This window comes from Paenibacillus sp. Soil750, assembly GCF_001428045.1.
Taxonomy (GTDB): domain Bacteria; phylum Bacillota; class Bacilli; order Paenibacillales; family NBRC-103111; genus Paenibacillus_E; species Paenibacillus_E allorhizoplanae.
The window spans coordinates 1-24,081 of sequence record NZ_LMSD01000020.1 but is presented as its reverse complement, the minus strand read 5'-3'; the positions used below and the strand labels follow the sequence as shown (position 1 = coordinate 24,081).

Genomic DNA, 24,081 nt, shown 5'->3' with positions numbered 1-24,081 from the left:
CTGCTTTGCGCTTACAGGGCCTAGTAAACGCCCTCTTCGCCCATTTTCTTCGCAATTCGATTCACTAGCATCACCAGTACAAGTCCAATGAATGATTTGAACAAACCAATCGCTGCGCTGTAACTGAATTGCCCTTGTTTAAGACCCGCTGTATATACATAAGTATCAATGATCTCAGCAACTTCTCGGTTCATGGAGTTAAGAAGCAAATACACATGTTCAAAACCGAGCTCGAGAACCGCACCAATTTTCAAAATTAATAAAACAATAATGACACTTCGAATCGCGGGCAGCGTAATGTGCCACACTTGTCTAAGACGTCCTGCACCATCCATACGAGCAGCCTCATATAAACCTGGATCGATGGAAGCAATCGCCGCTAAATAAATGATCGTTCCCCAACCTGCTTCACGCCAAATGACTTGCAAAATATAAATCGGTCTGAACCATTCTGGAGCTAGTAAAAAATTAATCTTTTCAAGGCCAAAATATGAAATAAGTTCATTAATAATCCCGCCATCCATAGTCAACATGACGAAGCTGATCGAGACGATAATTACCCAAGACATAAAGTGAGGCAGGTACACGATTGTTTGAAACACTTTCTTAAAGAGATCCCCTCTGACTTCATTCAACATGAGCGCCAAAATGATCGGAATCGGAAAATAAAATAAGAGATTCATAACGAACAAGATTAACGTATTGCTCAAAATATTTAGAAAATCCGGTTCTGTAAACAAGCGCTTAAAATGCTCCAAACCAACCCATTCACTTCCGGTAACGCCTTTGAAAGGCTTGTAGTTCTGAAAGGAAATGATTAATCCGTACATCGGAATGTATTTGAAAACGATAAAGTACAAAATCCCCGGCAGCAACATGACATAGATCCATTTATTTTTCCAAAGACGTCTGCTCAGCTCACTGCTTGACTTTGACTTCCTAGCGACCATGTTTTGCGCAACTTTCACTTCTTGCATAGGACTTCTTCCTTTCCTTAAAAGGAGAAGGCCGCCGCGGTTTCAGCAGCCCTCTCACCTTGACTTGTCAGACACTTGTTGCAGAATTACTTTTTAAGTGCGTTGTATTCTTCGATGATTTTGCTGCCGCCACGAGCTTTCCAATCTTCAATTGCTTTATCAAAGCCTGCTTTATCGATTGTTCCGTAAATGTATTTGTTCGTTGCATCCGTGATAACGGCTTGCGCTTGAACACCTTTTTCAAGGTTTGTTTTGGAATCAAGTGCAGCTACTGGATCTTGAACTGCGAACTTCAGGTTAGCAATTTTCAACTCATCTGCTTTTCCTTGCGCTGGGATCGTTGGAATACCCAAGAATCTGCCGGACGTATCCTCATCACCAATTGCTGCATCTGTGAATGGTTTCACTTCGCGTGTCCATTTTTCTTCATCCAGCTTCTTCGCTTTGTTATCTGTTACGCTGTAGTTCACATCTTTAATGCCCCAGTTCGCCATGTTAGCTACTTCTGGTGTCATCATTTTGTCGAAGTAAGCGAGTACTTTGCGAAGATCAGCTTCCGTTTTATTCGCGGATTTCGGGAATAGAACAACGTTTGCATAGCCAGGCAGTGCCCATGCTGCGAATTTGCCGTCAGGTCCAGCTACCATACTGTGGACATCAACTACAGCTGTCGGTACGTTTTTGACCAAGTCCTTGTTCAATGTCGAAACGTCTGTCATCGCGCCAATATACATACCTGCTGCACCGCTAGTGAACAGCTTTTGTTGATCTGTTTTACTTGTAGCAGCGAAATCTTTGTTGATGTAGCCGGCATCACGCATTTTTTTGAAATAATCCATGGTCGCTACATATTGCGGGAACATGAATTCAGGAGCTAGCTTGCCGTCTTTTACGCCCCAGTTATTTGGTGTGCCCTGCCAAGCAGCAATGGTTTTGAACGCTCCGTAGATGAGATCGTTCCGATCTGTTAATCCAATCGTATCTTTTTTACCATTGCCATCCGGATCGTTCTCCGTAAATGCTTTCGCCATTGCGAACAATTCATCTAAATTAGCAGGAGGTTTCAGCCCCAACTTGTCTGCCCAGTCCTTACGGTAGATGAGACCTTGACGAGCGATGTCTACGCCGCGGTACAAGGAGTACAATTTGCCATCGACTTTCGTATTGTCATTCGTTGTTGATTTCAATTTGCTAAGGTTCGGGAAGTCTTTCAATAGAGGTCCGATCTCCCAGAACTGTCCGTCACGAATCGCCGATTTCATTTGAATGAACGTTGCTTGGTTTTTCAAATACGTTGCTTGTGGCAGCGCACCTGTTGCAAACGTCGTATTCAACTTCTCTTCATACGTGTCTGCCGGGAAGAATTGATACGTCAGTTTCGTGTTCGTCAGCTTTTCAAGTTCTTTAATAATCGTATCTGGTGGTGTTTGTGCCGTATTGAGTGGTGCCATGATTGTGATTGCTGTCGGTGTATTGTCTGTCGGCTTCGGTGCTGTTGTTGTCGTTGCTGCCGTTGTTGATGCTGCTACTGATGTTGATGCAGGTGTTTCTTTATCTCCGCATGCTGCCAAAGCAAAGCTCGAAACGAGTAGTACGCTTAGTGGAATCGTAACTAAATTTCTCTTCATATCGGTTTGACCTCCGTGAAAATGTTGTGTGCTACAACTCACACATTACACGGTTCGGGATGGGTACCGAAACAATCATTTACTCATATACCCCACGTATGACGCGGGATGTGAGATGATGATTATCGGGAGGGGAGATGATTATTGAGGAGGCTTTCCTGGCCGTGGGGTTGAGTCTTTAGGCCTAAAACGACAAAAGAAAAAGCCTACCGGTTGGTAGACTCGTTATTTTGATTAAGTACTTTGATGATTGCCTCCACGAAAGTTTAACTGGAAAACCTCCATCTATTTCCACCGACATGCGCCTAATTTCCGAGATAGATGGAAAACCTCCATCTAATTTAAGCTAAATTACTCATATGGCTGATAATAGCTCAAATTAACTACCCTTTTTCCATCTAATCGTATTTTTCAACGAAATCCGCCAAAATTAGCTGTAGGAAATCCAGTTATTCGCTCGATATCCCAGGGTTTGCAGGTGATTCCCCGATTTTACCCCTTCTTCCCATACGCCTCATTATACTCTTGTATCATCTGATTCCCGCCGCCGCGCTTCCAACGCTCGACTTCTTGCTGAAAAGCCGCTTTATCCAGCTTGCCCAGGATATAATTGTATGTCGCATCGGAAATGATTTTGTACAGCTCGACGCCTCGCTCGTCATAAGTCTTCGACTCAACGCCTAATGTCGGATCCTTGACGACGTATTTCTCATTATCCAAGCTAAGCGTATCGGCCAGTTGGGACAAAGATTCACTTTCCACAACAGGAATAACGTTCGGATTGTTCAAATCGGCGATCATTAGCGCATATAGCGCGTTGACTTCATTAACACGAATCTTCGATGTCTCTTCGGAGAGCTGGATTTGCCCATCTTTAACCGTATAATGCCGTCCCTCTAGGCCATACTTCATGAGATTGGCGACATCTTTATCCATCGTCCGATCAAAAAACTGCAGCATCTGCTTCAATTCCGCCTCAGTTCTTATCGCCTTTTTCGAAAAGAGATATAGCGCACTATAGTTAGGAATGGACCAAATATGAAACCCTTGCGGCCCTTCAATATGATTCACCAACGTCAGTCTTGCCTCCGGATTCACTAACTGCGCCTCATCGGAAAGACGCTGCACATCCTGCATACTGCCAATGTACACGCCGGCCGTGCCACGAATCAGCTTATCTCGCTGTACTTCCTTACTCGTTACGGCAAAATCCGAATTAATCAGCTTCTCATCATACAGTTTCTTCATGAAATTCATCGCATCTACGTAGGACTGCGTTTCAAACTCCGGTACAAGCTTGCCTCCCGAAACACCCCAATTATTCGGTGTCCCAAAATAGGAGCTGAGCGTCTTAAAAGAGCCGAACACCAGATCATTTCGGTCCGTTAATCCGATCGTATCGTCCTTCCCGTCGCGATCAGGATCACCAAAAGTGAACGCTTTGAGCACTTCATATAGTTCATCAAGATTCGTTGGCTTTTTCAGCTTCAGATTATTCAGCCAATCCTCACGAATAATAATGCCTTGCCGAGAGGACGGGCGCTCGGTATATAAGCCATAAATTTTGCCATCGACTGCTGCTTGCCCCAAAATCTCTTTATTCAACTTTTTCAAATTCGGATACGCAGCCAAATACGGTCCAATATCCCAGAATGCGCCGGAACGGATCGAATTTTTCATCAGCATGTAGTCCGTATATTTCACGTAAGTCGCCTTTTTCAACGAGTTCGTCGTAAGGGCCGTATTCATTTTATCCGTGTAGATGCCATCCGGAACCCAATTCAATTCCAACTTCGTTTGCGTCTTATTTTCAATCGCTTGGACAAGCTCTGGTATCGGCGGATGCGGAAAATGAAGAGGTGCCATAATAGAAATAACAGGCCTTGCGCCTTTATCATTTTCTGCTTTTGGCGTGTTGTCGTTCTGACAGGCACTGATCAACATGATGACAATAAAGACTATACTCATACGTCCTGTCCACTTAAACCGCTGGCCAACAATCCTACTTCTCATGCTAACTCCTCCTTGCAACAGCTGTGTTTTGGCGGCAAATATGAGATAATGATTATCCCATTTGCAGATGATTATTGATCTGAACCGCACTCTTGACTACAATACATAGATAGTCTGACGAATGATTCTTTGAACAGATAAGGTGTTGGATACGATGCGCTCTTTAAGTTTTCTTAGCAAAATGACGATATTCAGCTTCTTGCTTAGTACGCTGCCTGTAATCTTTATCGGCGCTTTCGCCTTCTTTACGTCCTCAAGTGAAATCCAAAAAAATGTAAACGAAGGAAAAATGCAGTTAATCACCCAAATTAACTCCAATGTAGAGCAGAAATTAACCACTGTCAACCATACACTAAATCAGGTCATCAATTCCACCGTTCTCAAAAAGGCCATGGAAATGCCGCTAACTGTAACCGATTTCATGATGTACGATGATCTGCGAAGTGAGATTCGGTATATGCAATCTTTTGACACGAGACTGGAAGATGTGCTCTTAATTAATGCGAAACAGAATTGGATGATCAAAAATTCAGGGCTGTACAAATTCGACAACTATCCGTTTGCTGATAAATTGATTTCCCTGATGAACACGCAAGATAATAGCACGTGGATCTTGAATCCATCCGAGTGGTTTTACACCGAAGAAAATGCGCGAAGCGTGACCTGTGATTATAGTATTTCGCTAGTTAAAAAGCTGCCGACCACTGGACTCGATAAATTCGGCCTCGCTTTAGCTAATATTCCTGCCTGCTCCCTTAAGGATATGATTCAAAGTGATAGCGAACATCCCGATGACATTGTCATCATGGATGAACACAAGCGAATTGTGATGAATCGAGATCCGGGTCTCATCGGAAAATCAATCACAGCTGCTGGCCTGACCGACCTGACACACCTTGAAGAAGACGTGAGCGGACAGTTCCGCGCCAGTATTCACGATAAGCCTTATTCCGTTACTTATCTGCGTTCGAATCTGAACAACTGGACCTATCTTTCTCTGACTTCGATTGACAGCTTGACCAAGGAATCCAGTAAAATTGGAACCTATACGATCTATATTTGCGTCCTGATGCTGCTTCTTGCATTGGTACTCGCATGGCTCGTTTCGCGTAAAATGTACTCACCGATCCAGCTTCTTCTGAATCAAATCGGAGGCTTGGTGAGCGGGAATCAGAAGCGCAAAGCGAATGAATTTCAGATGATCAGTGAGCATGTGCACACGTTGTTCCAATCGAAATCACAGCTCGAAAAAGAAGTCCATCAACATATCGGTCAGGTGCGGACCTTCTTTCTGATCAAGGCTTTTCAAGGGCATATTAAGCCGACTGAGCTATTAGAGAAGCTTGCCCAATTCGGCTACACCGACCATATTGCTGCTTGGAAAACGATGTCCGTCATCACCATCCAAATCGACGCCATCGACCACACTCGCTATGAGAAAAAGGACATGGAGCTGCTGCTCTTCGCCGTGCACAACATGATGGAGGAGCTCATCCCTTCCGAGCAGCGCTTAGCGCCGATCCTAATTGACCAGACCATTGTGACCATGATCGGGAGTTCAGACAGCGTCGACAGTGACTTCCGTACGATGGTGTACGGCCTAACCGAGCAGGTTCAACAACATATTTATAACTTCCTGAAGCTGCACATCTCTATTGGGATCTCCTTGCCGATTCATGCGTTCACCCAGATGTCGCTGGCCTACAAAGAAGGACTCGAGGCATTGAAGCATCGTATCAAGCTTGGCGAGGGCATCATCATTCAGTATGAGAATATCAACTCAGGGAAGCATTACTTGAATTTGAACTATCCGAAGCCTCTTGAGAATGAACTGATCGACAGCATTAAGCTAGCCGAAAAGGATAAATCCCGCGAGCTGTTGAAGCAGCTGCTGCATGCTGTTTTCGCGGCGCAGCTCACCCCGCAGGAGTATCAAATCCCGTTGGCACGGCTGCTCAACAACTTGCTCATGATGATGCAGGAATCCGGCATCGCCTTGAATCAGATTCATCCGAACCAAGGCTCTTTGTTCGAGGAAGTGCTCGGCCTGCATACGACCCCGGAGATCGAGGACTGGTTCTGGACGGAGGTCATCCATCCGCTGATCCGTATTTATCGTGACAGGCAGGACGCGCAGTACCACAACATTTCCGAGAAAATTATTGATCTCGTGCAGCATTATTACGATACGGATCTGACACTCGAAGAATGCGCTTCTCGCCTGCATTACAATGCCAATTATTTGAGCAGCATTTTCCGCAAAGAGACGAACTGCTCCTTCAGCGATTACTTATCGAACTATCGTTTCAATATGGCGAAAAAATGGCTCTCTGAGACCGATATGCCGATCAAGGATATCTCTTCGAAGCTGCGTTACAACAACTCACAGAATTTCATCCGCTCCTTCCGGAAGCAGGAAGGGCTTACACCCGGTCAGTACCGGGATAAGCAGAGGGAGGGCTTGCCGCCTAGTACGTAGGGGTAGGTTGCCTGGAGCGAGGACGAAGAGCGAATAAGGCGAAAAGCAAACAGCCTGCGAAGCCACCACATGATTGTTGGTGGTTTCGCAGGCTGTTGTTCGTCTTGCTAGTGTACCGGGGATTATTGGACAGCCTCTAGGAGGCTTGTCCATATGATCTGCGTTTCTACGCGATTAAGCGGAAACCACTTGGCTGGATTCAACCGCAGCTTTAAGCGCGGCACGGTTGTCCCACAGGAAGGAGAGCACCTGATTACGCTCATCGAAGAACAACTCTTCTGCGTCCTCATAATCTTTCCCCACGCCATGTACACTGATGCGTTCGTCTTCATAACTCATTAAGGTCCATTGACCTCCACGTTTTTTATCAGCAAAAACAAGGTAAAGCTTCTTCCCTGCTGCGTCCCACTCTGCGAAGTTTGAAAAGTTGTCCAAAATCAAGCTGATGTCCTGTTTATTCTTAATTTGCATGATCTTATCTCCTTTTCGCTTTTTTAAAATCGTACCCGAGTTTCCCTGAGAAGTTTGTCACAGTTTAGGGACGAAATGTAGGAATTTTTGTCGAATGGGATGCGTTGGTTGGTGGGAATCGCCACGGAAGGTGGCTTGTGACTAGCGTGGCTCCATTTAGCTGGAAAAACTACATCTAATTCTGGCGCATTCACCGAGAATTTGCGAATAGATGGATTTCCTACAGCTAATTTTCGGCTTTTCGGCGTGGATGCGGAAAAGAGAGGAAAATAACTGGAGGAAATCCAGTTATTTGTCCCAAGACGTGGATTTCCTCCGAATTAGCGGGAGGAAATCCAGTTATTTCTCTCACGCGTGATTCCCCCGCGCATTTGGATAAAATCTCGAAGTAGGCCTACCCATTGGACAAATACAGTGTATTCCAATCCAATTGGCTCAAATTTTCTTCTACATTGGATTTATCCACTTAAGCAACCCCATATCGTGCCCAAAAGGCCCTTTTTGTTCGTTTTGAGTGGATTTGTCCACTCAAATTTGTTTTTAGCTAGTTTTAAGTCCCCATCCATTGGAGTTGTCCAATGGAACTATGTTCTGGTTAGTGACGGTAGCAGCTAAGCATACAAGTGGACGAGTTCTAGACGTGGAGGAACGCGCAGGTACGAGTTGGGGTTGGGGTTGGGGTTGGGGTTGGGGTTGGGGTTGGGGTTGGGGTTGGGGTTGGAAGCAAAATTGCAGTTTTGACAGAGATATTCCCTCATATGTTGGAAATTGATGCGAATAGGCATCAATTTAGTGTGATTTGAAGAGATTTCCTTGAAATCCGATAGAAAGGTTGCCTATTTGCACGCATTTGCCAATTTGGAGGATAAATGAGGAGAAAAGGTTGCCTATTTGCATTTTCCAGAGAATAATCCCCTTCCCCCCTATCACTCCTCGACCAATCCTGTATCAAACGGGGTCTGGTGGGGTTGGGAGCACGGGCAACCCATCCCGCCCCACAGAAACAAAAAAAGCGAATCCCGAAGGATTCACTCTCCACATAACACACAACACACAACCTACAGTCCCGCCGCGGCATACACCTTGTCGAAGCCAGCTTTGGACCGCTCCGCCAGGCTCTCCGGAGAATCTGTCGGCGCTTCGGCCGTCAGGATCTCCTGCGCCACGGCGCCGGTGTAGCCAATACGCTGCAGGCCTTGCAGGAAGCCTGCCAAATCAATAACACCCTCGCCCGGATACACACGTCCGTTGTCGAGCACTTCCTCAACCGGCACATCTGGTGCATCGTTGATGTGCACATGCACGATCTGATCGACGCGGAGCTTCTCGATATCCGCGACAGTCCCGCCATTCGTGTACCAGTGGTACGAATCGAACAGTAAGCCCACGTTGCGCTCGCCGATCGCATCGATCCAATCCAAAGTTTCATCAATGGTCCAGATGAACGGATTCTGCCAACGTGTCCGCAAATGATGCGGACCGACGAATTCCAGCCCTAGGCGGATGCCGTAGGCGCCTAGGATTTGGGCGCACGTGCGCAATCTGCGCGTCGCGAGCGCCATGAAGTGCGCTGCCCCGAGGTCCGTCGAGGGCAGCACATACGTGCAGCAGCTCGTGCAGCCGAGCGCTGCTGCCGCTTCCGCGGCTTGGGCTAGCTTCGGCAGCCCTTCGCGGAACACTTCTTCCGTGGAACGCCATTCCACGGGCAGACCGATGGACCCGATGACGAGTCCATTCTTCTCTAATAACTCACGAGCACCAGCGACGGTGTGTGTTTCTACAAGGCCCACAGCGTCGATGTCGACCGCTTGGAAGCCATATTTTGCCGCTAACTCGATGAACTGCTCATTACTCTCGATCTTGCCAAGCCCTGCTCTCGTTAACCCTCTAAGCATCTGATAATCCCTCCAAATGGTTTCTGCTATAGTTTTTTTGCAGTCTTTTCTTCGCTCTATCCGCGACTAATCCCAGTTCAACTTCACTTCGCTACCTGTACGCGAAGACTCATAAATCGCATCGAGAATCAAATTGTTCGTATAACCGGAAAGCGCCGATGTAATCGGCTGTTTGCCTTCACGAATACAATCTAGGAAATGTAGGCTTAGACGTAGGCGCTCGCCTTCATCATTCTCAGGCTTTTTCAATTCAGTCTCGATTGGACGGTTGAATTTCTCTGTCAGCAATTTCCCCGTAGGTCCCTTGTAACTAGCTCCGCCATCCGTGCCCATCAGATGTACGAAAGGCGTGTTATCCGTGTCCATGTGAACTGCCCAGCTCACTTCAAGCGTCAGCGTGCTGCCATCTTCCATACGAATCAGCGCAGTCGCCAAATCCTCTACATCATACGTACCATTCCAATTCGGCTTGCCCCATGTGCCAATCCCTTTGCGACGTGGTCCGAATTCCGCATACGTTGCACCAACAACAGAAACTGGTTTCGGATTCCCCATTAAATAGAGGGCAAGATCCAACATATGAACGCCGATATCGATCAAAGGACCGCCACCGGACTCATCCATTCTCGTGAACCATGTTCCCCAACCTGGGATGCCTTTGCGGCGGAACCAGCCCGTTTTGGCTGTGTAGATTTTGCCTAGCTCGCCTGCTTCAACTTGCTCTTTAATCTGCATAGGAACGGATTCCCAACGCATTTGGTGACCGATCATCACGATCGTATTCGATGCTTTACTTGCTTCATATATTTGTTTAGCCGCTTCGGCGTTAATGCCCATTGGCTTCTCAATAAGTACATGTTTGCCCGCTTCAATCGCTTGTACAGCAAGGGAAGCATGGTATTGATTCGGCACGCCAATAATGACAGCGTCGACGTTCGTGCTTTGAATCAGCTCTTCTGGTGTAGCAGCCACATGAGCAATGCCATGCTCTTGAGCCCTCGCTGTAGCTAAAGGCAAGTACGCATCCGTAATCGCCGTAATCTCACAGAGTTCCGCCAGCTTTGAAAACTCCCGAATATGAACCCCGCCAATATTGCCTGCACCAATAATCCCAATTCTAATTTTGTTAACGCTTTCCACGACTCGTTCCTCCTCATAAGTACACGCTGTTGACTCTGCTTTTATGATAAAATAAGATCACTAAGAAGTCGTACCGTATATTCGGAAAACGTCCCATTTTTTCGAAGGAGCCCTGACTGATCATGACGTATTTTCCAGATTATCTGAAAACGTACCCAAATATGCATTCCCCCTTCCCGTTCCACCTTAGTAGAAATACATTGGAGCACGGTTTTCGCGCGCACCGCCATGATTACCTCGAGTTCTCCTATGTGGTCGAAGGACGTGGCGCAGAATCGATAAATGATGTAAAACATACGATGGCACCTGGCACGTTCACCTTTGTGCTGCCCTATCAAGTACATGAGATTTTTACGGATCCGGGTCAAAAACTAGTTCTCCTCAACGGCATGTTCAGTATGGATTTGCTTATGGAGACTGGGAACGATCAAGGTCTTTCTGATCTGTTTAATGATTCGAATGGATTGCCGGCATATGTACAGTTCGAAGGGACCGAGCAAGAGATGATGTCATCTCTTATCGAAGAGATGGTGAAAGAGTATCACGGCGACGAGCGGTACAGGCAAACTCTGCTGAAGGCCAAACTGAAGGAAATTCTGATCCGCTTTGATCGGCATCGCTTCCAGCACGCAGGCCAGGAGGAAGAAGCTGCAACGTTGGCCAAATCCCCTTCAAGGTCCAGCCACGCCGTGTGGCCGATTATTCATTATATCCATCGGAATTATCAAGAGGACCTGGCACTGTCCGATCTGGCAGCTCGCTTCACGATGAGCGTGTCGCGTATCAGCGAAGTGATTAAGCAAACAACTGGCCAAACCTTCGTCCATTTCCTTCACGATCTGCGTTTGCGCCATGCCTGCAGCCTGCTTGTCTCCACCGATATGAGCGTCACGGAGATCGCCTTGGAAGTTGGCTATGGCTCGTACAAAACCTTTTCGCGGATATTCCGAGAGAGTAAGGGCATTGTGCCGAAGGAGTATAGGCGAGTTGAACATGGGCGTGCGGTAACGTAGCTGTTGAACAAAGAACCCGCCATTTCGCACTACGCAAATTGCGGGTTCTTTGCAGGTAGCTATGTACTTGTTATGTCCACAAGATTTGCCTCAGAAGCTTTAACTAAATCAGCACCGCTTATAAATATTTGCAGCCCACGACGGCCTGCACTAATGCTGACCAGCTCCTTCTTTGTCACGGAACTATCCAAGAAGAACGGATATTTTTTCTTCATACCGAGCGGCGAGACACCGCCTCTTATATATCCCGTAAGATTCTGAATATCCTTTACAGGAACCATTTCTACCTTTTTATTACCGCTTTGGATTGCCAAACTTTTTAAATTAAGCTCTCGATCTCCAGGGATGCAGGCCACGATCACCCCCGTCTTATCCCCTTTCAAAACTAATGTTTTATAAAGTTGACTAACTAACAAATGAACCTTTTCGGCCACCGTGCGGACATCTAATTGATTTTCATCCCACTCGTATTCATGCAACGTATAGGGAATTTTTAGCGAGTCTAATTTTCGACAAGCATTTGTCTTCACCATGTTCTCACCTTTTTCCGATATGCTAAATGTATGGTTCCATTTTACCTAATCAAGGCCTGTTCGCAAGGGTTAACAAAAAAATGACCCACAGCAACGGGCCGCAGGTCTCAAGTTATCTATATTTAAAAAGGGGGTCGAGATTAAGTATAGGCTCGTTTCCTTAAATCTACCTGAAGATAAGATTTCAATCTTGTTACATTTACATGACGGCTTATTGCCGATCGTTTATGTCTTCAGCACCCGGTTCGATACATCGCTGATTTGCTTCAGTTCTTCATCTGTCAGTGTGAATTGCATGGCTTTCACATTCTCTTCTGCGTGATGCGTTTTCGACGCACCTGGAATGGCGAACACGGTCTCCCCATGCGCATGAATCAGCCAATTCAGCGCGATCTGCGTCGGTGATGCATCATATAGCTGCGCAAGTTCATCTAACTTGTCGATCAGTGGCTTCGACTTCTGCAGCCCCGAAGCACGGAAAGCCGATGTGAATTTACGCGGGCCTTTGATCGCTTTCACCAGCTCTGGGTTCTTGTGAAACTTGCCGCTTAAAATCCCCTGCTCCAGCGGTGAGTACGCGATAATCGCGACACCAAGCTCCTTGGCAGCCTTCATGATCCCATTGTGCTCAATCCTGCGGTCCAGCAAGCTATACTTCACTTGATTGGAAATGAGGCGAAGTCCGTGCTCGCGGAGGACGCGGTCGGCTTCACGCATTTTATCAGCAGAAAAATTACTGACGCCTACGTTCTTGATTTTACCTGACTTCACAAGTCCTGCCATCGCGTTCATTTCTTCTCGAACAGATGAAAATGAAAAAGGCTGATGCACCTGATGCAGGTCGATCGTCCGATTCTCCAGCAGCCGTATGCGCTCATCAATCGTACTCGTGATACTGCTTGCCGTGCGAAGGAACGGCCACCACTTCGTCGCAATATGTGCTCCGTCAGCCAAAGGTCCCGCTTCGCGCAGCGCTTCCGCCAGCATTTGCTCGGATTGACCTTTTCCATAAACCTCCGCTGTATCAAACCAATTAATCCCACCCTTGAGACTGGTCTGAACGATGCTGCGCACATCCGCTTTCTTCAGAACTGGCCAAAACTTGCCAACCATTCCTTGACCATTGCTGAATTGCCAGCAGCCAAGTCCGAGTGGCGATAAAGCTAAGGACGAACTGCCCATCTGCCGGAGTACTGCTTTCCCCACCATACTATTCACCTATTCCTTATTAGCTATGATGTGATTCTTCCATTGATTATACACGATACCCGTATGAATCACCCAATTCGCGACAGAAGCGAGGTTGGAACGTTACCAACGCGAAAAACTCAAGTTATCGAGAAAGTCCCGACAACCTGAGTTTTCATGAATTGCTCTAATCCCGCAGTTTATTGATAATCCTTCGCTTTCTTTACCAGTTCATCATACGCCGCTTCCGGCGTAATTTTGCCGAACATCACTTTTTCACCAATATCCTTAAAATCCTTAGCTGTGTAGTTACTCCAGCCTTTAGCACCAGGGTTAAATGGTTGAGCGTCTGGTGCGACATTCTTGATCAGCTCGATTTGTTGTTTATCCGCAGGAGTCAGCTTCGGTGTCAAATACTCGAGAACCTTTTTGGAAACGGGTACACCGCGTGTTGTCGTCAAAATGTCCGCTGCTTCCGTATCGTTCACAAACCAGTCGATAAACGCTTTGGACGCTTCAATGTTCTTAGAATCCGCACTAATGGACCAGAACATGGACGGCTTCAGGAAGCCGCTAGCCTGAGCGCCTTTAGGCTGTGTAACAAACTTATAAGCACCTGGTTTCACGCCCTCAAAGCCAGGCAATAGGGCCGCGAAGCTGCGCTTGATCAAGACCGTATCGTTGTTCATCAAATCCATCTTCGCATCGGATTCTTTATCTGTCGTTGCAACATCAGGTGGAGGAACTACGCCTTCTTTACGAAGATCCGCATATTTCTTCGCATACGTGATGTACGTATCTTTGTCCAAATTGAATTTGCCATCTACCGTAACCGGATAGCCCTTGCCTTGGCTGCTTTGGTAGGAAGAGTAAACGGTGTAATCATTCGTCGCATCCATTAAGGCATATTTGTCCTTCTCTAGCTTTGCTTTCGCATCCCTGCCGAATTGGAAATATTGATCCCATGTCCAGCCATTAGCCGGAGGTGTGATACCCAGTTTGTCCACTGCATTCTTGTTGAATAACATCCCCGTAGCATTATTTCCTAGTGGAATCGCATACAACTTGTCTTTATATTTACCGGAATCGACTAGTGATTTATCGATATCCGCCGTATTGATGCCTTTGGACAGATCCACGAGTTGGTTTCTTCCGCTATATTCAGCTAACCAAGCCGGGTCCATTTGGATGACGTCTGGTGCGTTTTTCGCCGCAGCCTGAGTGGCAAGCTTATCCGCATAGCCATCGAACCCGGAAAATTCCGGTTCAAACGTAACGTTTGGATGTTTCTTCGTGTAAGCATCCAGTGCCTTCAAGGTCGCATCATGTCTGGCTTGTGAGCCCCACCATACAATGCGCAGTTTCACAGGCTTATTATCGACCACTGCTGCTGTTGCTGCTGTACCACTGCTTGGTTGTGCGCTTTCACCTGTTTTGGTACTGGTTGTGGTATTGCCACCGCAAGCGGTCAAGCTTACAGCTGTAAGTGCTGTAACTGTCAGTAAACCCCATCTTTTTATCTGCTTGTTCATCATTCTGCTAACCCCTTCCTGTACTCCATATTCAGGTCCATGTGTTAACGCCTTTCCGATAAAAGGAACGAAGGTACAGTAGCAACTCCATTCATCAGCAGCGCGCTTATACCTTCATTATATAAACCGAAGGACACAATCAAAATAAGGGTAATGAACACATTTCTACCACAATCGAGCACAACCTATTTCTTTCCGAGCTCGCTGGGATTCATACCATAATGTTTTTTGAAAATGGAGCTGAAGTAAGCCACATTCTTGTAGCCTACCTTTTCTGCTATCTCGTAAATCATGTGCTTACCTTCTGTCAGAAGTACTTTGGCCTTCTCTAGCCTTACACGGATCAAATAGTTCGTAAAGGTTTCTCCCGTTGCTTTCTTAAACATCCGGTTCAAATAATTGCGGGTTAGATACAGCTGTTTCGATAAATCCTCCAAAGCAATGTCCTCGGCATAATGCTCATGCGCATATTGAATCATGAAATCAATGGCTTCCTTATGTTTGGAGTGTTCGCTCCATCCACGCTGTGAGGAAATGCCGGAGATTTTATTTTCAAGCCAATCCCGGAGCTCCTCGATCGTCTGAATCTTGGTAATTTCCTGGTTTGCCGGCAGACCAGGGAACAGATCGTCGAGCACCACGCCGGTGCTGTATAGCGAATAGGCCAGAATCGTCCACAGCTCCGAACATAAGTATTGCAGATACGCTGGCGTTACGGAAGGCATCTGGCGGAGCTGCGCCAAGTAGGCATCCACTATCGCAAGCGTCTCCTCTTGCTTCGCATAGACGATAGCCTCGGCTAGCTCTTGATAAAACTTGATAGGGCGAATCGTAAACTCGGGCTCTGCAGCATCCGGATTGGACAGGCGAGTCCCCTGATCTTCGTTCAGCGTTTGCTGCAGGAGATCCAAGAAAGCCTCTTCTGTTGAGTCAGAGAGTTGTCTCCAGTCCGCCTGCACACTTCCAATTCCGATACGGATACTTAATTTCAAATAGGTCTGGGTACATTCCGAAATGTACGCTCCAATACGCTTTATACTCGCTCGGGCCTCTTCATCCGATTGTTCCAAAGGGATATGAAAAACGATAGCAGCATGATGGCTGTGCAGCTCGATGAACTCAGAAAGCGGCCAATCCCGCTCAAGCACTTCGCAGATGATGTTGGCCAGAGCGAACCGGAACAAGCTCCAGTCCGTTAAGGTTAGGTTCGATACACGGATTGTCCCCATCAGCTCGATGCCCATGATGAGATGCTTCTGCTTGAGCCACGATTTCTCGTCGATCGGCTCCATGCTTTCCTCCGCGATAGCCCGACCCAACGTACCGGTGACGACTGACTTCAGCCATTCCTTCTGCACGAAGGGCTCGTACATCATTAACCTGCGCCGCGTCTCCTCCTGCTCTAGCTTCGCCAGCTCCTTGGTCTCCAACTCATGGATCGCCCGCTCCAGCACACCACTAAGCTCATCCATCGTGACTGGCTTTGATAAGTAATCACTTACCTGCAATCGCAGCGCTTGGCGCGCATACTGAAAATCAGAATAACCACTGAGAATAATGATTTCTCCCGCAAATCCTACCTGCTTCAGTTGCTCGATCATTTCGAGACCATTCATCACGGGCATATAGATGTCGGTAATGATAATGTCTGGGCTCGTTTCCTTAACCTTTTGAAGCCCCTCCTGCCCATCCATCGCTTCTCCTACCCATTCCGCCTCTAACCGCTCCCAGGGGATGGATTTCTTCATCCCTTCCAGCACTTGAAAATCATCATCAATTATAAGTACTCTCCACATGAAAAGCCTCCTCCACTTCGGATTTATCGTGCAAAACAGGGAGCCGCAGAACCACTTCCGTTCCGCCTTCCTCTCTGCCTCGCATCGTGACTCCGTAAGGCTCCCCGAAATAGGCAGCAATGCGGTCCATCACATTCCTAACGCCATAGCCTCCGGTTTTGCGCGGCTTCGGTACATCCCATTCTGGCCTCAGCCCTACGCCATTATCGGTAATGATAATTTCCAATTCGTTTTCCTTACGATTAATGGAGATATGAACCTCCCCAGCCCTCCTGCCATGAAATCCATGAATGAACGCATTCTCCACAAAGGGCTGTATCGTTAAACGCGAAATATACAGTTCTTTTAACTCCTCTTCGATTTCAATGGTGTAAGTAAGACGCTCACCCCAACGAATTTTTTGAATTTGCAGGTAGCACTCTACATGCGTCAGCTCATCCCGAATTGGAATGACCGTCTCACCATTGGAAAGACCAATACGGAACATTTTGCCCATTAAGGAAACGATTGTACTGATCTTCTCTTGTCCAGAATCAATAGCGATCCAGTTCAGCTGATCCAAGGTATTGTATAAAAAATGGGGATTTATCATCGCCTGCAGCGCCAATATCTCCGCTTCTCGCTTACGCTTATGCTGAGATTGCAGCGATTGCAGCAACTCTTCAATCCGCTCCATTTGCCGGCGGTAACCGTTGAATAAACTCCCGAACTCGTTCTCGTAATCGGTAGGCAGATCCATTGCAGCTCCTGCAGCAGGCACTCTTCCCATTCGCGCAAGCAGTAAGCGAATCGGCTTCGTGAATTGCTTAGACAGGAACAGCGTGAAGAAGGCCGTGATGCAGATGGCCGTCAGACCGACAGTGACTAGAATATAAGCCAACCGGATACTCCCGTGTACAATGTCATTCCATGGCGTGATTTCAATCAACATCCAATCCGATCGCACCTTACTCCATACAAGCAGAGCCCCTTCGCCTTGTTTGTCAGGAAGATGTATATAATTCGATGCGATCTCCTTACTGCTGATCAGCCCAAGATCCTCTTCGCTCAATGTCGGCTTTCCAATCGTGGCAATCGTCCTGCCGCTGGCATCCAACAGCAGCCGGTTCTTCTCTTTTCCCTCGGACTCCCCGCGAACCATACTTTCGATTGCGGTCGCCTTCACGTTCAGCATCAGCATCCCATAGTACTTATCCGAATTGTTATATAGCTTACGAGCGAAACTGATAAATTGTTGCGGCCCTTTATTAGTGGGGAGCGTCCGCTCCCCGACCCAGGCGAAGTCTGAATTCTGGATTTCCGGGTACCATGGTTCCTCCCGAACATGCTTCATATCCAGAATTTGCACAGGAGCCTGCGGATCGGTCTTAGTTGGATTGTCTATATATAAATAGATGGACTGAACCATCGTCGTGCTGTACGTAATGCTTGCCAGCATCCGCAGCATATCGTCCCTGCGATGAAATAACTCGAAAGGATCCTTTTCAAAGGGATCATAGCCGATCGTATTCATATTGCGGGAAGCAGCCAGCGACATTTGTTCAATCGATTTCAGCTGGATATCAATCTGTTTATTCAGCTCATTAAGCATATCTTGCTGGTAGTACGATGATGTATCCGCAAGTTCCCTAGCTGTCACACTGTAGCTGATCCAAGTAAAGACGAGAAGCAAGATCGATAAGAAAGAAGCGAAACTACTGAAAAACAACCGATCAATCCGCACACGTTTGAATAAGTTCATCAAGGTCCTCCCCTCAGGCGGCAATCCTAAAAGCCAAAAAAGCTGCACAATATCGCAGCTTTTCAAGCAACTCATCAAATTTTACCCCTTCACTGCACCTGACGCAATGCCATCTACAAAATGACGCTGAGCCATAAAGAAGATAATTAACGAAGGAACAATGGATACGAGTGACATCGCCAGTAATTGACCCCAAGGCAAGGCAGATTGACTGTCTACAAACAATTTGAGTGCCAGCCCTACCGTATATTTATCTACCGAGTTGATATACAACAAGTGTCCGAAGAAATCATCCCAGTTCCATAGGAAACAGTAGATGGCTACCGTGACTAGTGCAGGCTTGGTCAGTGGGAGGATGATGCGCCAATAAATGCCGAACCAACTGCAGCCATCGATTTTGGCCGATTCGTCCAGATCCTTCGGAAGTCCGCGAATGAACTGAATAAGCAGGAAAATAAAGAAGGGTCCGCCGATACCGCCAGCTAAGGCATGCGGGACATAGAACGGCAGATACGTATTAATCCAGCCGAATGTATTGAACATAATATACTGCGGGACTAACGTCACCTGACTAGGCAGCATCAACGTGACCATTAGGATAGAGAACCAGAAATTTTTGAGCGGGAAATCCAGTCGGGCAAACCCGAAAGCGACGAGACTGCAAGAAAGCACCGATGTAATTAGCACGCCTGCAATAAGCTCGAAGGAGTTTATATAGAAGTGTGTGAATGTAAATTTCGGAAGCGCAACCCAGCCGTCGGTGAAGTTGCTCCACAACCATACCTTCGGGAACAAATTAGGTGAGCTCATCTCATCATTGGATTTGAATGCCGCTCCAACCCACCACAAAATGGGATAGACCATCACGATACTGAATAGGGCTAAAAAAATATGGGAGCCGAGAGTCCGGCGTTGCGTTAGTGTCATTTCTTACGGCCTCCTTCAGTCTCATAGAATACCCAGTAACGGGACGATGCGAAGATCAGGGCAGTTGCGATCCCGATAATAACAAGCAGAATCCAAGCTAATGCTGAAGCATACCCCATATCATAGCGAGCAAAGGCTCTCTCATACAAATATAGGGCATACATATACGTAGAGTTAATCGGACCGCCTTTTGTAATGATGAATGCCTGTGTGAACATTTGGAACGAACCAATTGTCTGCAGCACCAGATTGAACAGCAGCACCGGGGAAAGCATTGGCAGCGTAATGTTGAAAAATTGTCTGAGCTTCGACGCGCCATCGACAGATGAAGCTTCATAGAGCTCCGAAGGGATTTGTTTTAACCCTGCAAGGAAAATGACCATCGAAGAGCCGAACTGCCAAGCCACCAAAATAATTAATGTACCCAGAGCCGTACCAGGGCTGCTGATCCAACTGATCCCTTCCACTCCGAAAATACCCAAAAACTTATTGATAAATCCGTCGATCCCAAAAATGTTTTTCCATAGAACCGCAACGGCGATACTGCTTCCGATTAGAGATGGCAAATATATAAATGTACGGTAAATGGAAATTCCCTTTATGTTCTTGTTAAGCAGCATAGCGACCAACAGGGCAGTCACCAGCTTGATTGGCACAGAGATGACAACGAACAACAGCGTGACAGTGAGAGACTGTCTGAACGTTTCATCGTCGGCGAAGATGCGTTCATAGTTTCTCAAGCCGATCCAGTCAGGAGCGTCCAGCAAAGTAAATTTGGTAAAGGAATAATAAACCGATCGGATCATCGGCCATAAGGTTAAGAGCAAGAAGCCAAGCAGCCATGGGGAGATGAACAAATACCCTGCTACAGGCGATTCCCAACGGCCCTTCCAATTAAAGGCGGAGAACCGCTTTTGAGCCTGTTTACTGGCATTTGTCGTAGGTTGTGTGCGCATATTGGGGCTCACCCTTTTCTAATAGTAATTTCATCTATCATCAGTATAAAAGAGCCCTCTCCCCAAGAAAATGAGAGGATTGAACACAACTTCATCCCTATCGAACACAACCCAGACCAAAAACCTCCCAGCCTATTCTGCTGAGGAGGTTAATTCTATATCCATTCATTGCCCGTCAATCAACGATCATTTCCCTAACATCGGCTCACCTACAATGCTTCTATCCCCTTGCACATAGATCCGAAGGGCCTTCGTATCTTTGACATGGAGCTCCAGCTCTGCTGCTTGCCGCGCTATGATATACTATCCACATACTTATTATCGAAGGAGATCCGATCGTTGAACGTGCTATACAAGGAACAAACCGCCCACCATGACATCTCCATATATGACACCAACACCTTTTCTGATGAAAAAGGGAGCTTTCGCGTCTTGGAGTTTTCCAATCAAGCCATGCAAGGTGCGATGGATTTGGAGCATCCAGATCGTATCCTTTTCGAATATCCACGAGCTATGATTCATCTCATGCAGATTAATGCCCCTAGCTTTGAGCGTGTATTCCTCATCGGTCACGGGATCGGCACGATCGCTTCCCACCTGAGAGAGAAACGCTTCACCGTTGCGGAGTTGGATGAACATGTCGTGGCGCTGAGCAGGCGCTACTTCGGTTACAACCAGGACAATGTGCACATCGGTGATGGCAGGGAGCTCCTAAGCAACGAGCCTCCTCGAACGTATGATTACATCCTTGTTGATGCTTTTACTGATAAGGGCACACCGCTGTCATTAACGTCATTAACCTTTTTCCAAATCGCTCTCACAAAGCTCGACGAGGGCGGCGCAATTCTTCTGAACTTAATGGGTAAAGGTGAGCATGACCCGCTCTTAGCCGCTATTCACACAACACTTAGTGAAGTGTTTAATCATGTTAAAGCATTCGCTCTCCCCTCTGAGGGACGCCGCGATCTGCAGAATATGATCCTGATGGGTCAAAATAAGCCGATCACCCGCCACATGCGCCATATGGCTGGCTTCGTCGAAATTGAGCCAGGCTATGGGCATATCCTGATGGATGAAGCTTAATTTCCTTTTTTTATTCACCTGGGGGAGTTGTTTGCTTCCTATCGTTTATAATAAAATGTAAGAAGCAAAAAAAGTTCAATAGAAAAGGTGTCATTCATGAGCATATTAAACGTAGAACGACTTAGTCACGGATTTGGGGATCGCGCGATCTTCAACGATGTATCCTTCCGCCTGTTGAAAGGCGAGCACATCGGACTTATTGGCGCAAATGGTGAAGGGAAATCGACCTTCATGAACATCATTACCGGCAAGCTGCAGCCAGACGACGGGAAAGTCGAATGGTCCAAGCGCATGCGCGTTGGTTACCTCGATCAACATGCGGTACTTAGCAAAGGCATGACGATGCGCGACGTGTTGAAAGGTGCCTTCCAGTATCTGTTCGATATGGAACAAGAAATGAACGATATGTATGGCCGCATGGGCGACGTTTCGCCTGAAGAGCTTGAGCGCTTGCTCGAGGATGTAGGAACGATTCAAGATACGTTAACGAATCAAGATTTCTACATGATCGATGCCAAAATCGAAGAAACGGCCCGCGGTCTGGGTCTGACAGATATCGGCTTAGATAAAGATGTGAATGATTTGAGCGGTGGGCAGCGTACGAAGGTGTTGTTGGCGAAGCTTCTTTTGGAAAAGCCAGACATCCTGCTCCTCGATGAGCCTACGAACTATTTGGATGAACAGCATATCGAATGGTTGAAACGCTATCTGAATGAGTACGAGAATGCCTTCATCCTTATCTCCCATGACATTCCGTTCTTAAATAGCGTAATCAACTTGATTTATCACATGGAAAATCAAGCCTTGAACCGCTATGTCGGCGACTACGATCATTTCCTAGAAGTTCACGAAATGAGAAAATCCCAGCTGGAGTCCGCATACAAACGCCAACAGCAGGAAATTTCGGAGTTGAAGGACTTCGTTCAACGTAACAAAGCGAGTGTCGCCACTCGTAATATGGCGATGTCCCGACAGAAGAAGCTCGACAAGATGGAAGTCATTGAGCTTGCCAAAGAGAAACCGAAGCCACAGTTCAACTTCAAAGAAGGACGTACAGCCGGGAAGCTCATCTTTGAGGCGACAGATCTGGTTATCGGTTACGACTCACCGTTATCCCGTCCGCTTAACCTGCGCATGGAGCGTGGGCAGAAAATTGCACTCGTCGGTGCCAACGGCATCGGGAAGACGACGTTGCTACGCAGCATTTTAGGCGAAATCCCTGCGTTGTCAGGTTCCGTGCATAAGGGTGAAAACCAACAAGTTGGCTATTTCCAACAGGAAATTAAGGAATCCAACAACAATACGTGTATTGATGAGGTTTGGAATGAGTTCCCTTCCTTGAACCAATTCGAGGTTCGCGCGGCGCTTGCACGCTGTGGACTAACGACCAAGCATATCGAGAGCAAGATTGTCGTGCTTAGCGGTGGAGAGAAAGCGAAGGTCCGCCTATGTAAGTTGATCAATCGCGAAACGAACCTACTCGTACTCGATGAGCCGACGAACCATTTGGACGTCGACGCGAAGGAAGAGCTGAAGCGTGCACTGAAAGCGTACAAAGGCAGCATCATCCTGATCTCCCATGAACCTGACTTCTATCGCGATGTTGTGACAGAGACTTGGAACTGTGAGTCATGGACGACGAAAGTATTCTAATCCACACGTATTTTGAAGAGCTTACCCTATCACGAACGGGTAAGCTCTTTATTTCATGACAGGTTCTGGAAAATAGATTGACCCAATCTTACGTAGCATGTTACAATCAATAGATCTTAGGTCCGTAGCTCAATGGCAGAGCAACCGGCTCTTAACCGGTAGGTTGTGGGTTCGACCCCCACCGGGCCTATAATGAATCCCCCTCGATCTTCATCGGATCGCAGGGGGATTTTCTCTTACGACGCTGTGAACTGGACAAACTGACCTTAAGATGATACGTTATGTATCAATAGCAGGATTCGTCCACCTCATCTCTGACCTGCCTGATGCTCGGGAACGCATCCGAATGAAGCCACGGAAAGCGAGGAACCGTATGCTTGTTTTTCGATCCATGTTTAAGAGCAAACTGCTGGTATTGCTGCTCATTCTCTGCTTTTTCGACGCGCTATTCACCGATATCGGCTTGCAGCTAGCCTTCATTCAAGAGGCCAATCCGTTCATCCGCCATCTCTACGAATGGCACATCATCGCGTATTATCTCGTGAAACTCATATTCCCTCTCGCACTCATGCTCATATATCCCTATATTCGCCAGAAATTATGGGTCCAGCCCTGCCTGACCCTCACCGTTATCGTTTATGCAGCCGTCAATGTGTATCATTTCGTCTGGCTCTCCTATGGGCTAACGTACGTCGCTGGTTCTGCGTAGCTACACCATCCTCATGGGATGTATCAAAGTTTTTAAGGGACATAACCAATACTCCTATTGAACAAAATCTCGGTGTTTGCTGTTTGTAGGTTTAGAGGATCACGGCGCATACAGAGTTGCATCAACTGGAAAATATACAACTATTTCCGAGGTTTTTCTTCGAAAACTCGATTTAACTGTAAAAAATGTAGGTAAAACTATCTCTTTTGTTCAGATTGACTAAACTGTATTAAATTAACTGGAGGTTTGCTCTTCTGTCAAGAAAGTGGACGTCACTAAGTTATGCGACTTGCTGGTAGTATAGCTGCTCAAATTGCTCAGGTGACATGTAACCAATTGTGCTATTC

The 24,081-nt window shown here is 46.9% G+C and carries 19 protein-coding genes and 1 tRNA gene; 7 read left to right on the top strand and 13 right to left on the bottom strand.

The features are described 5' to 3' along the window. Positions 1 to 20 precede the first annotated feature (20 nt). The 3 genes from ASL11_RS19880 to ASL11_RS19870 form a co-directional block, all read right to left on the bottom strand. A complete protein-coding gene (locus ASL11_RS19880) occupies positions 21 to 977 on the bottom strand; it encodes an ABC transporter permease (protein ID WP_082595619.1) in 957 nt (318 codons plus the stop codon). A gap of 86 nt (positions 978 to 1,063) precedes the next feature. Beyond that, complete coding sequence (locus ASL11_RS19875) at positions 1,064 to 2,605, bottom strand: extracellular solute-binding protein (protein WP_056618619.1); 1,542 nt, start codon at positions 2,603 to 2,605, stop codon at positions 1,064 to 1,066. Between the two features lie 492 nt (positions 2,606 to 3,097). Then, positions 3,098 to 4,618, bottom strand: coding sequence for an extracellular solute-binding protein (locus tag ASL11_RS19870; RefSeq protein WP_056618616.1), 1,521 nt, complete (start codon positions 4,616 to 4,618; stop codon positions 3,098 to 3,100). A 154-nt stretch (positions 4,619 to 4,772) separates the two neighbouring features. On the opposite strand from ASL11_RS19870, the gene ASL11_RS19865 reads away from it, so the two are divergent. Beyond that, complete coding sequence (locus ASL11_RS19865; RefSeq protein ID WP_056618612.1) at positions 4,773 to 7,097, top strand: response regulator transcription factor; 2,325 nt, start codon at positions 4,773 to 4,775, stop codon at positions 7,095 to 7,097. A 174-nt stretch (positions 7,098 to 7,271) separates the two neighbouring features. On the opposite strand, the gene ASL11_RS19860 is transcribed toward ASL11_RS19865, so the two are convergent. After that, entirely contained in the window at positions 7,272 to 7,568 is a 297-nt protein-coding gene (locus tag ASL11_RS19860; RefSeq protein WP_056618609.1) for a hypothetical protein, read from the bottom strand. 586 nt (positions 7,569 to 8,154) lie between these two features. Between ASL11_RS19860 and ASL11_RS36560 the strand changes: the two genes are divergently transcribed. Beyond that, positions 8,155 to 8,340 carry a hypothetical protein gene (locus tag ASL11_RS36560; RefSeq protein WP_056618606.1) on the top strand — a complete coding sequence of 62 codons (186 nt, stop codon included), beginning with the start codon at positions 8,155 to 8,157 and terminating at the stop codon, positions 8,338 to 8,340. A 286-nt stretch (positions 8,341 to 8,626) separates the two neighbouring features. On the opposite strand, the gene ASL11_RS19850 is transcribed toward ASL11_RS36560, so the two are convergent. Together ASL11_RS19850 and ASL11_RS19845 are read right to left on the bottom strand one after the other, a co-directional pair. Then, positions 8,627 to 9,463, bottom strand: a complete 837-nt coding sequence (locus ASL11_RS19850) for a sugar phosphate isomerase/epimerase family protein (protein WP_056618603.1) — start codon at positions 9,461 to 9,463, stop codon at positions 8,627 to 8,629. A 66-nt stretch (positions 9,464 to 9,529) separates the two neighbouring features. Beyond that, complete coding sequence (locus tag ASL11_RS19845; protein ID WP_056618600.1) at positions 9,530 to 10,603, bottom strand: Gfo/Idh/MocA family protein; 1,074 nt, start codon at positions 10,601 to 10,603, stop codon at positions 9,530 to 9,532. 122 nt (positions 10,604 to 10,725) lie between these two features. Here ASL11_RS19845 and ASL11_RS19840 point away from each other — a divergent pair, with 122 nt between their 5' ends. Further along, positions 10,726 to 11,616: an AraC family transcriptional regulator gene (locus ASL11_RS19840; protein ID WP_056618597.1), complete on the top strand. Its 891-nt coding sequence runs from the start codon at positions 10,726 to 10,728 to the stop codon at positions 11,614 to 11,616. Between the two features lie 59 nt (positions 11,617 to 11,675). Here the strand turns inward: ASL11_RS19840 and ybaK are convergent, their stop codons facing one another. The 7 genes from ybaK to ASL11_RS19805 form a co-directional block, all read right to left on the bottom strand. Then, on the bottom strand, positions 11,676 to 12,149 hold the full coding sequence (gene ybaK, locus ASL11_RS19835; RefSeq protein ID WP_056618594.1) for a Cys-tRNA(Pro) deacylase: 474 nt from the start codon (positions 12,147 to 12,149) through the stop codon (positions 11,676 to 11,678). A gap of 225 nt (positions 12,150 to 12,374) precedes the next feature. Beyond that, positions 12,375 to 13,358 carry an aldo/keto reductase gene (locus tag ASL11_RS19830; protein WP_056618590.1) on the bottom strand — a complete coding sequence of 328 codons (984 nt, stop codon included), beginning with the start codon at positions 13,356 to 13,358 and terminating at the stop codon, positions 12,375 to 12,377. A 179-nt stretch (positions 13,359 to 13,537) separates the two neighbouring features. Further along, positions 13,538 to 14,872 (bottom strand): ABC transporter substrate-binding protein, encoded by a 1,335-nt coding sequence (locus ASL11_RS19825; protein WP_056618588.1) that lies wholly within the window; start codon positions 14,870 to 14,872, stop codon positions 13,538 to 13,540. Between the two features lie 182 nt (positions 14,873 to 15,054). Further along, entirely contained in the window at positions 15,055 to 16,665 is a 1,611-nt protein-coding gene (locus ASL11_RS19820; protein ID WP_056618583.1) for a response regulator transcription factor, read from the bottom strand. Continuing rightward, positions 16,643 to 18,406 carry a sensor histidine kinase gene (locus tag ASL11_RS19815; RefSeq protein WP_056618580.1) on the bottom strand — a complete coding sequence of 588 codons (1,764 nt, stop codon included), beginning with the start codon at positions 18,404 to 18,406 and terminating at the stop codon, positions 16,643 to 16,645. Before ASL11_RS19815 ends, ASL11_RS19820 begins: the two co-directional genes overlap by 23 nt. A gap of 81 nt (positions 18,407 to 18,487) precedes the next feature. After that, positions 18,488 to 19,333, bottom strand: a complete 846-nt coding sequence (locus tag ASL11_RS19810) for a carbohydrate ABC transporter permease (protein ID WP_056618577.1) — start codon at positions 19,331 to 19,333, stop codon at positions 18,488 to 18,490. Then, positions 19,330 to 20,289 carry a carbohydrate ABC transporter permease gene (locus ASL11_RS19805; protein WP_056618574.1) on the bottom strand — a complete coding sequence of 320 codons (960 nt, stop codon included), beginning with the start codon at positions 20,287 to 20,289 and terminating at the stop codon, positions 19,330 to 19,332. The genes ASL11_RS19810 and ASL11_RS19805 overlap by 4 nt, the downstream gene beginning before the upstream one ends. A gap of 339 nt (positions 20,290 to 20,628) precedes the next feature. On the opposite strand from ASL11_RS19805, the gene ASL11_RS19800 reads away from it, so the two are divergent. The 4 genes from ASL11_RS19800 (at position 20,629) to ASL11_RS19785 (ending at position 23,734) form a co-directional block, all read left to right on the top strand. Then, positions 20,629 to 21,372 (top strand): spermidine synthase, encoded by a 744-nt coding sequence (locus tag ASL11_RS19800; protein ID WP_056618571.1) that lies wholly within the window; start codon positions 20,629 to 20,631, stop codon positions 21,370 to 21,372. Between the two features lie 96 nt (positions 21,373 to 21,468). After that, on the top strand, positions 21,469 to 23,025 hold the full coding sequence (locus ASL11_RS19795) for an ABC-F family ATP-binding cassette domain-containing protein (protein ID WP_056618568.1): 1,557 nt from the start codon (positions 21,469 to 21,471) through the stop codon (positions 23,023 to 23,025). 118 nt (positions 23,026 to 23,143) lie between these two features. After that, a tRNA-Lys gene (locus tag ASL11_RS19790) sits at positions 23,144 to 23,215 on the top strand. A gap of 156 nt (positions 23,216 to 23,371) precedes the next feature. Then, entirely contained in the window at positions 23,372 to 23,734 is a 363-nt protein-coding gene (locus ASL11_RS19785; RefSeq protein WP_157256976.1) for a DUF5658 family protein, read from the top strand. Positions 23,735 to 24,081: the final 347 nt, after the last annotated feature.

Coding starts and splice junctions, on each gene's coding strand:
- ASL11_RS19880 (WP_082595619.1), bottom strand. CDS start 977: ATGCAAGAAGTGAAAGTTGCGCAAAACATGGTCGCTAGGAAGTCAAAG.
- ASL11_RS19875 (WP_056618619.1), bottom strand. CDS start 2,605: ATGAAGAGAAATTTAGTTACGATTCCACTAAGCGTACTACTCGTTTCG.
- ASL11_RS19870 (WP_056618616.1), bottom strand. CDS start 4,618: ATGAGAAGTAGGATTGTTGGCCAGCGGTTTAAGTGGACAGGACGTATG.
- ASL11_RS19865 (WP_056618612.1), top strand. CDS start 4,773: ATGCGCTCTTTAAGTTTTCTTAGCAAAATGACGATATTCAGCTTCTTG.
- ASL11_RS19860 (WP_056618609.1), bottom strand. CDS start 7,568: ATGCAAATTAAGAATAAACAGGACATCAGCTTGATTTTGGACAACTTT.
- ASL11_RS36560 (WP_056618606.1), top strand. CDS start 8,155: ATGTTCTGGTTAGTGACGGTAGCAGCTAAGCATACAAGTGGACGAGTT.
- ASL11_RS19850 (WP_056618603.1), bottom strand. CDS start 9,463: ATGCTTAGAGGGTTAACGAGAGCAGGGCTTGGCAAGATCGAGAGTAAT.
- ASL11_RS19840 (WP_056618597.1), top strand. CDS start 10,726: ATGACGTATTTTCCAGATTATCTGAAAACGTACCCAAATATGCATTCC.
- ybaK (WP_056618594.1), bottom strand. CDS start 12,149: ATGGTGAAGACAAATGCTTGTCGAAAATTAGACTCGCTAAAAATTCCC.
- ASL11_RS19830 (WP_056618590.1), bottom strand. CDS start 13,358: ATGGTGGGGAAAGCAGTACTCCGGCAGATGGGCAGTTCGTCCTTAGCT.
- ASL11_RS19825 (WP_056618588.1), bottom strand. CDS start 14,872: ATGATGAACAAGCAGATAAAAAGATGGGGTTTACTGACAGTTACAGCA.
- ASL11_RS19820 (WP_056618583.1), bottom strand. CDS start 16,665: ATGTGGAGAGTACTTATAATTGATGATGATTTTCAAGTGCTGGAAGGG.
- ASL11_RS19815 (WP_056618580.1), bottom strand. CDS start 18,406: ATGAACTTATTCAAACGTGTGCGGATTGATCGGTTGTTTTTCAGTAGT.
- ASL11_RS19810 (WP_056618577.1), bottom strand. CDS start 19,333: ATGACACTAACGCAACGCCGGACTCTCGGCTCCCATATTTTTTTAGCC.
- ASL11_RS19805 (WP_056618574.1), bottom strand. CDS start 20,289: ATGCGCACACAACCTACGACAAATGCCAGTAAACAGGCTCAAAAGCGG.
- ASL11_RS19795 (WP_056618568.1), top strand. CDS start 21,469: ATGAGCATATTAAACGTAGAACGACTTAGTCACGGATTTGGGGATCGC.
- ASL11_RS19785 (WP_157256976.1), top strand. CDS start 23,372: ATGAAGCCACGGAAAGCGAGGAACCGTATGCTTGTTTTTCGATCCATG.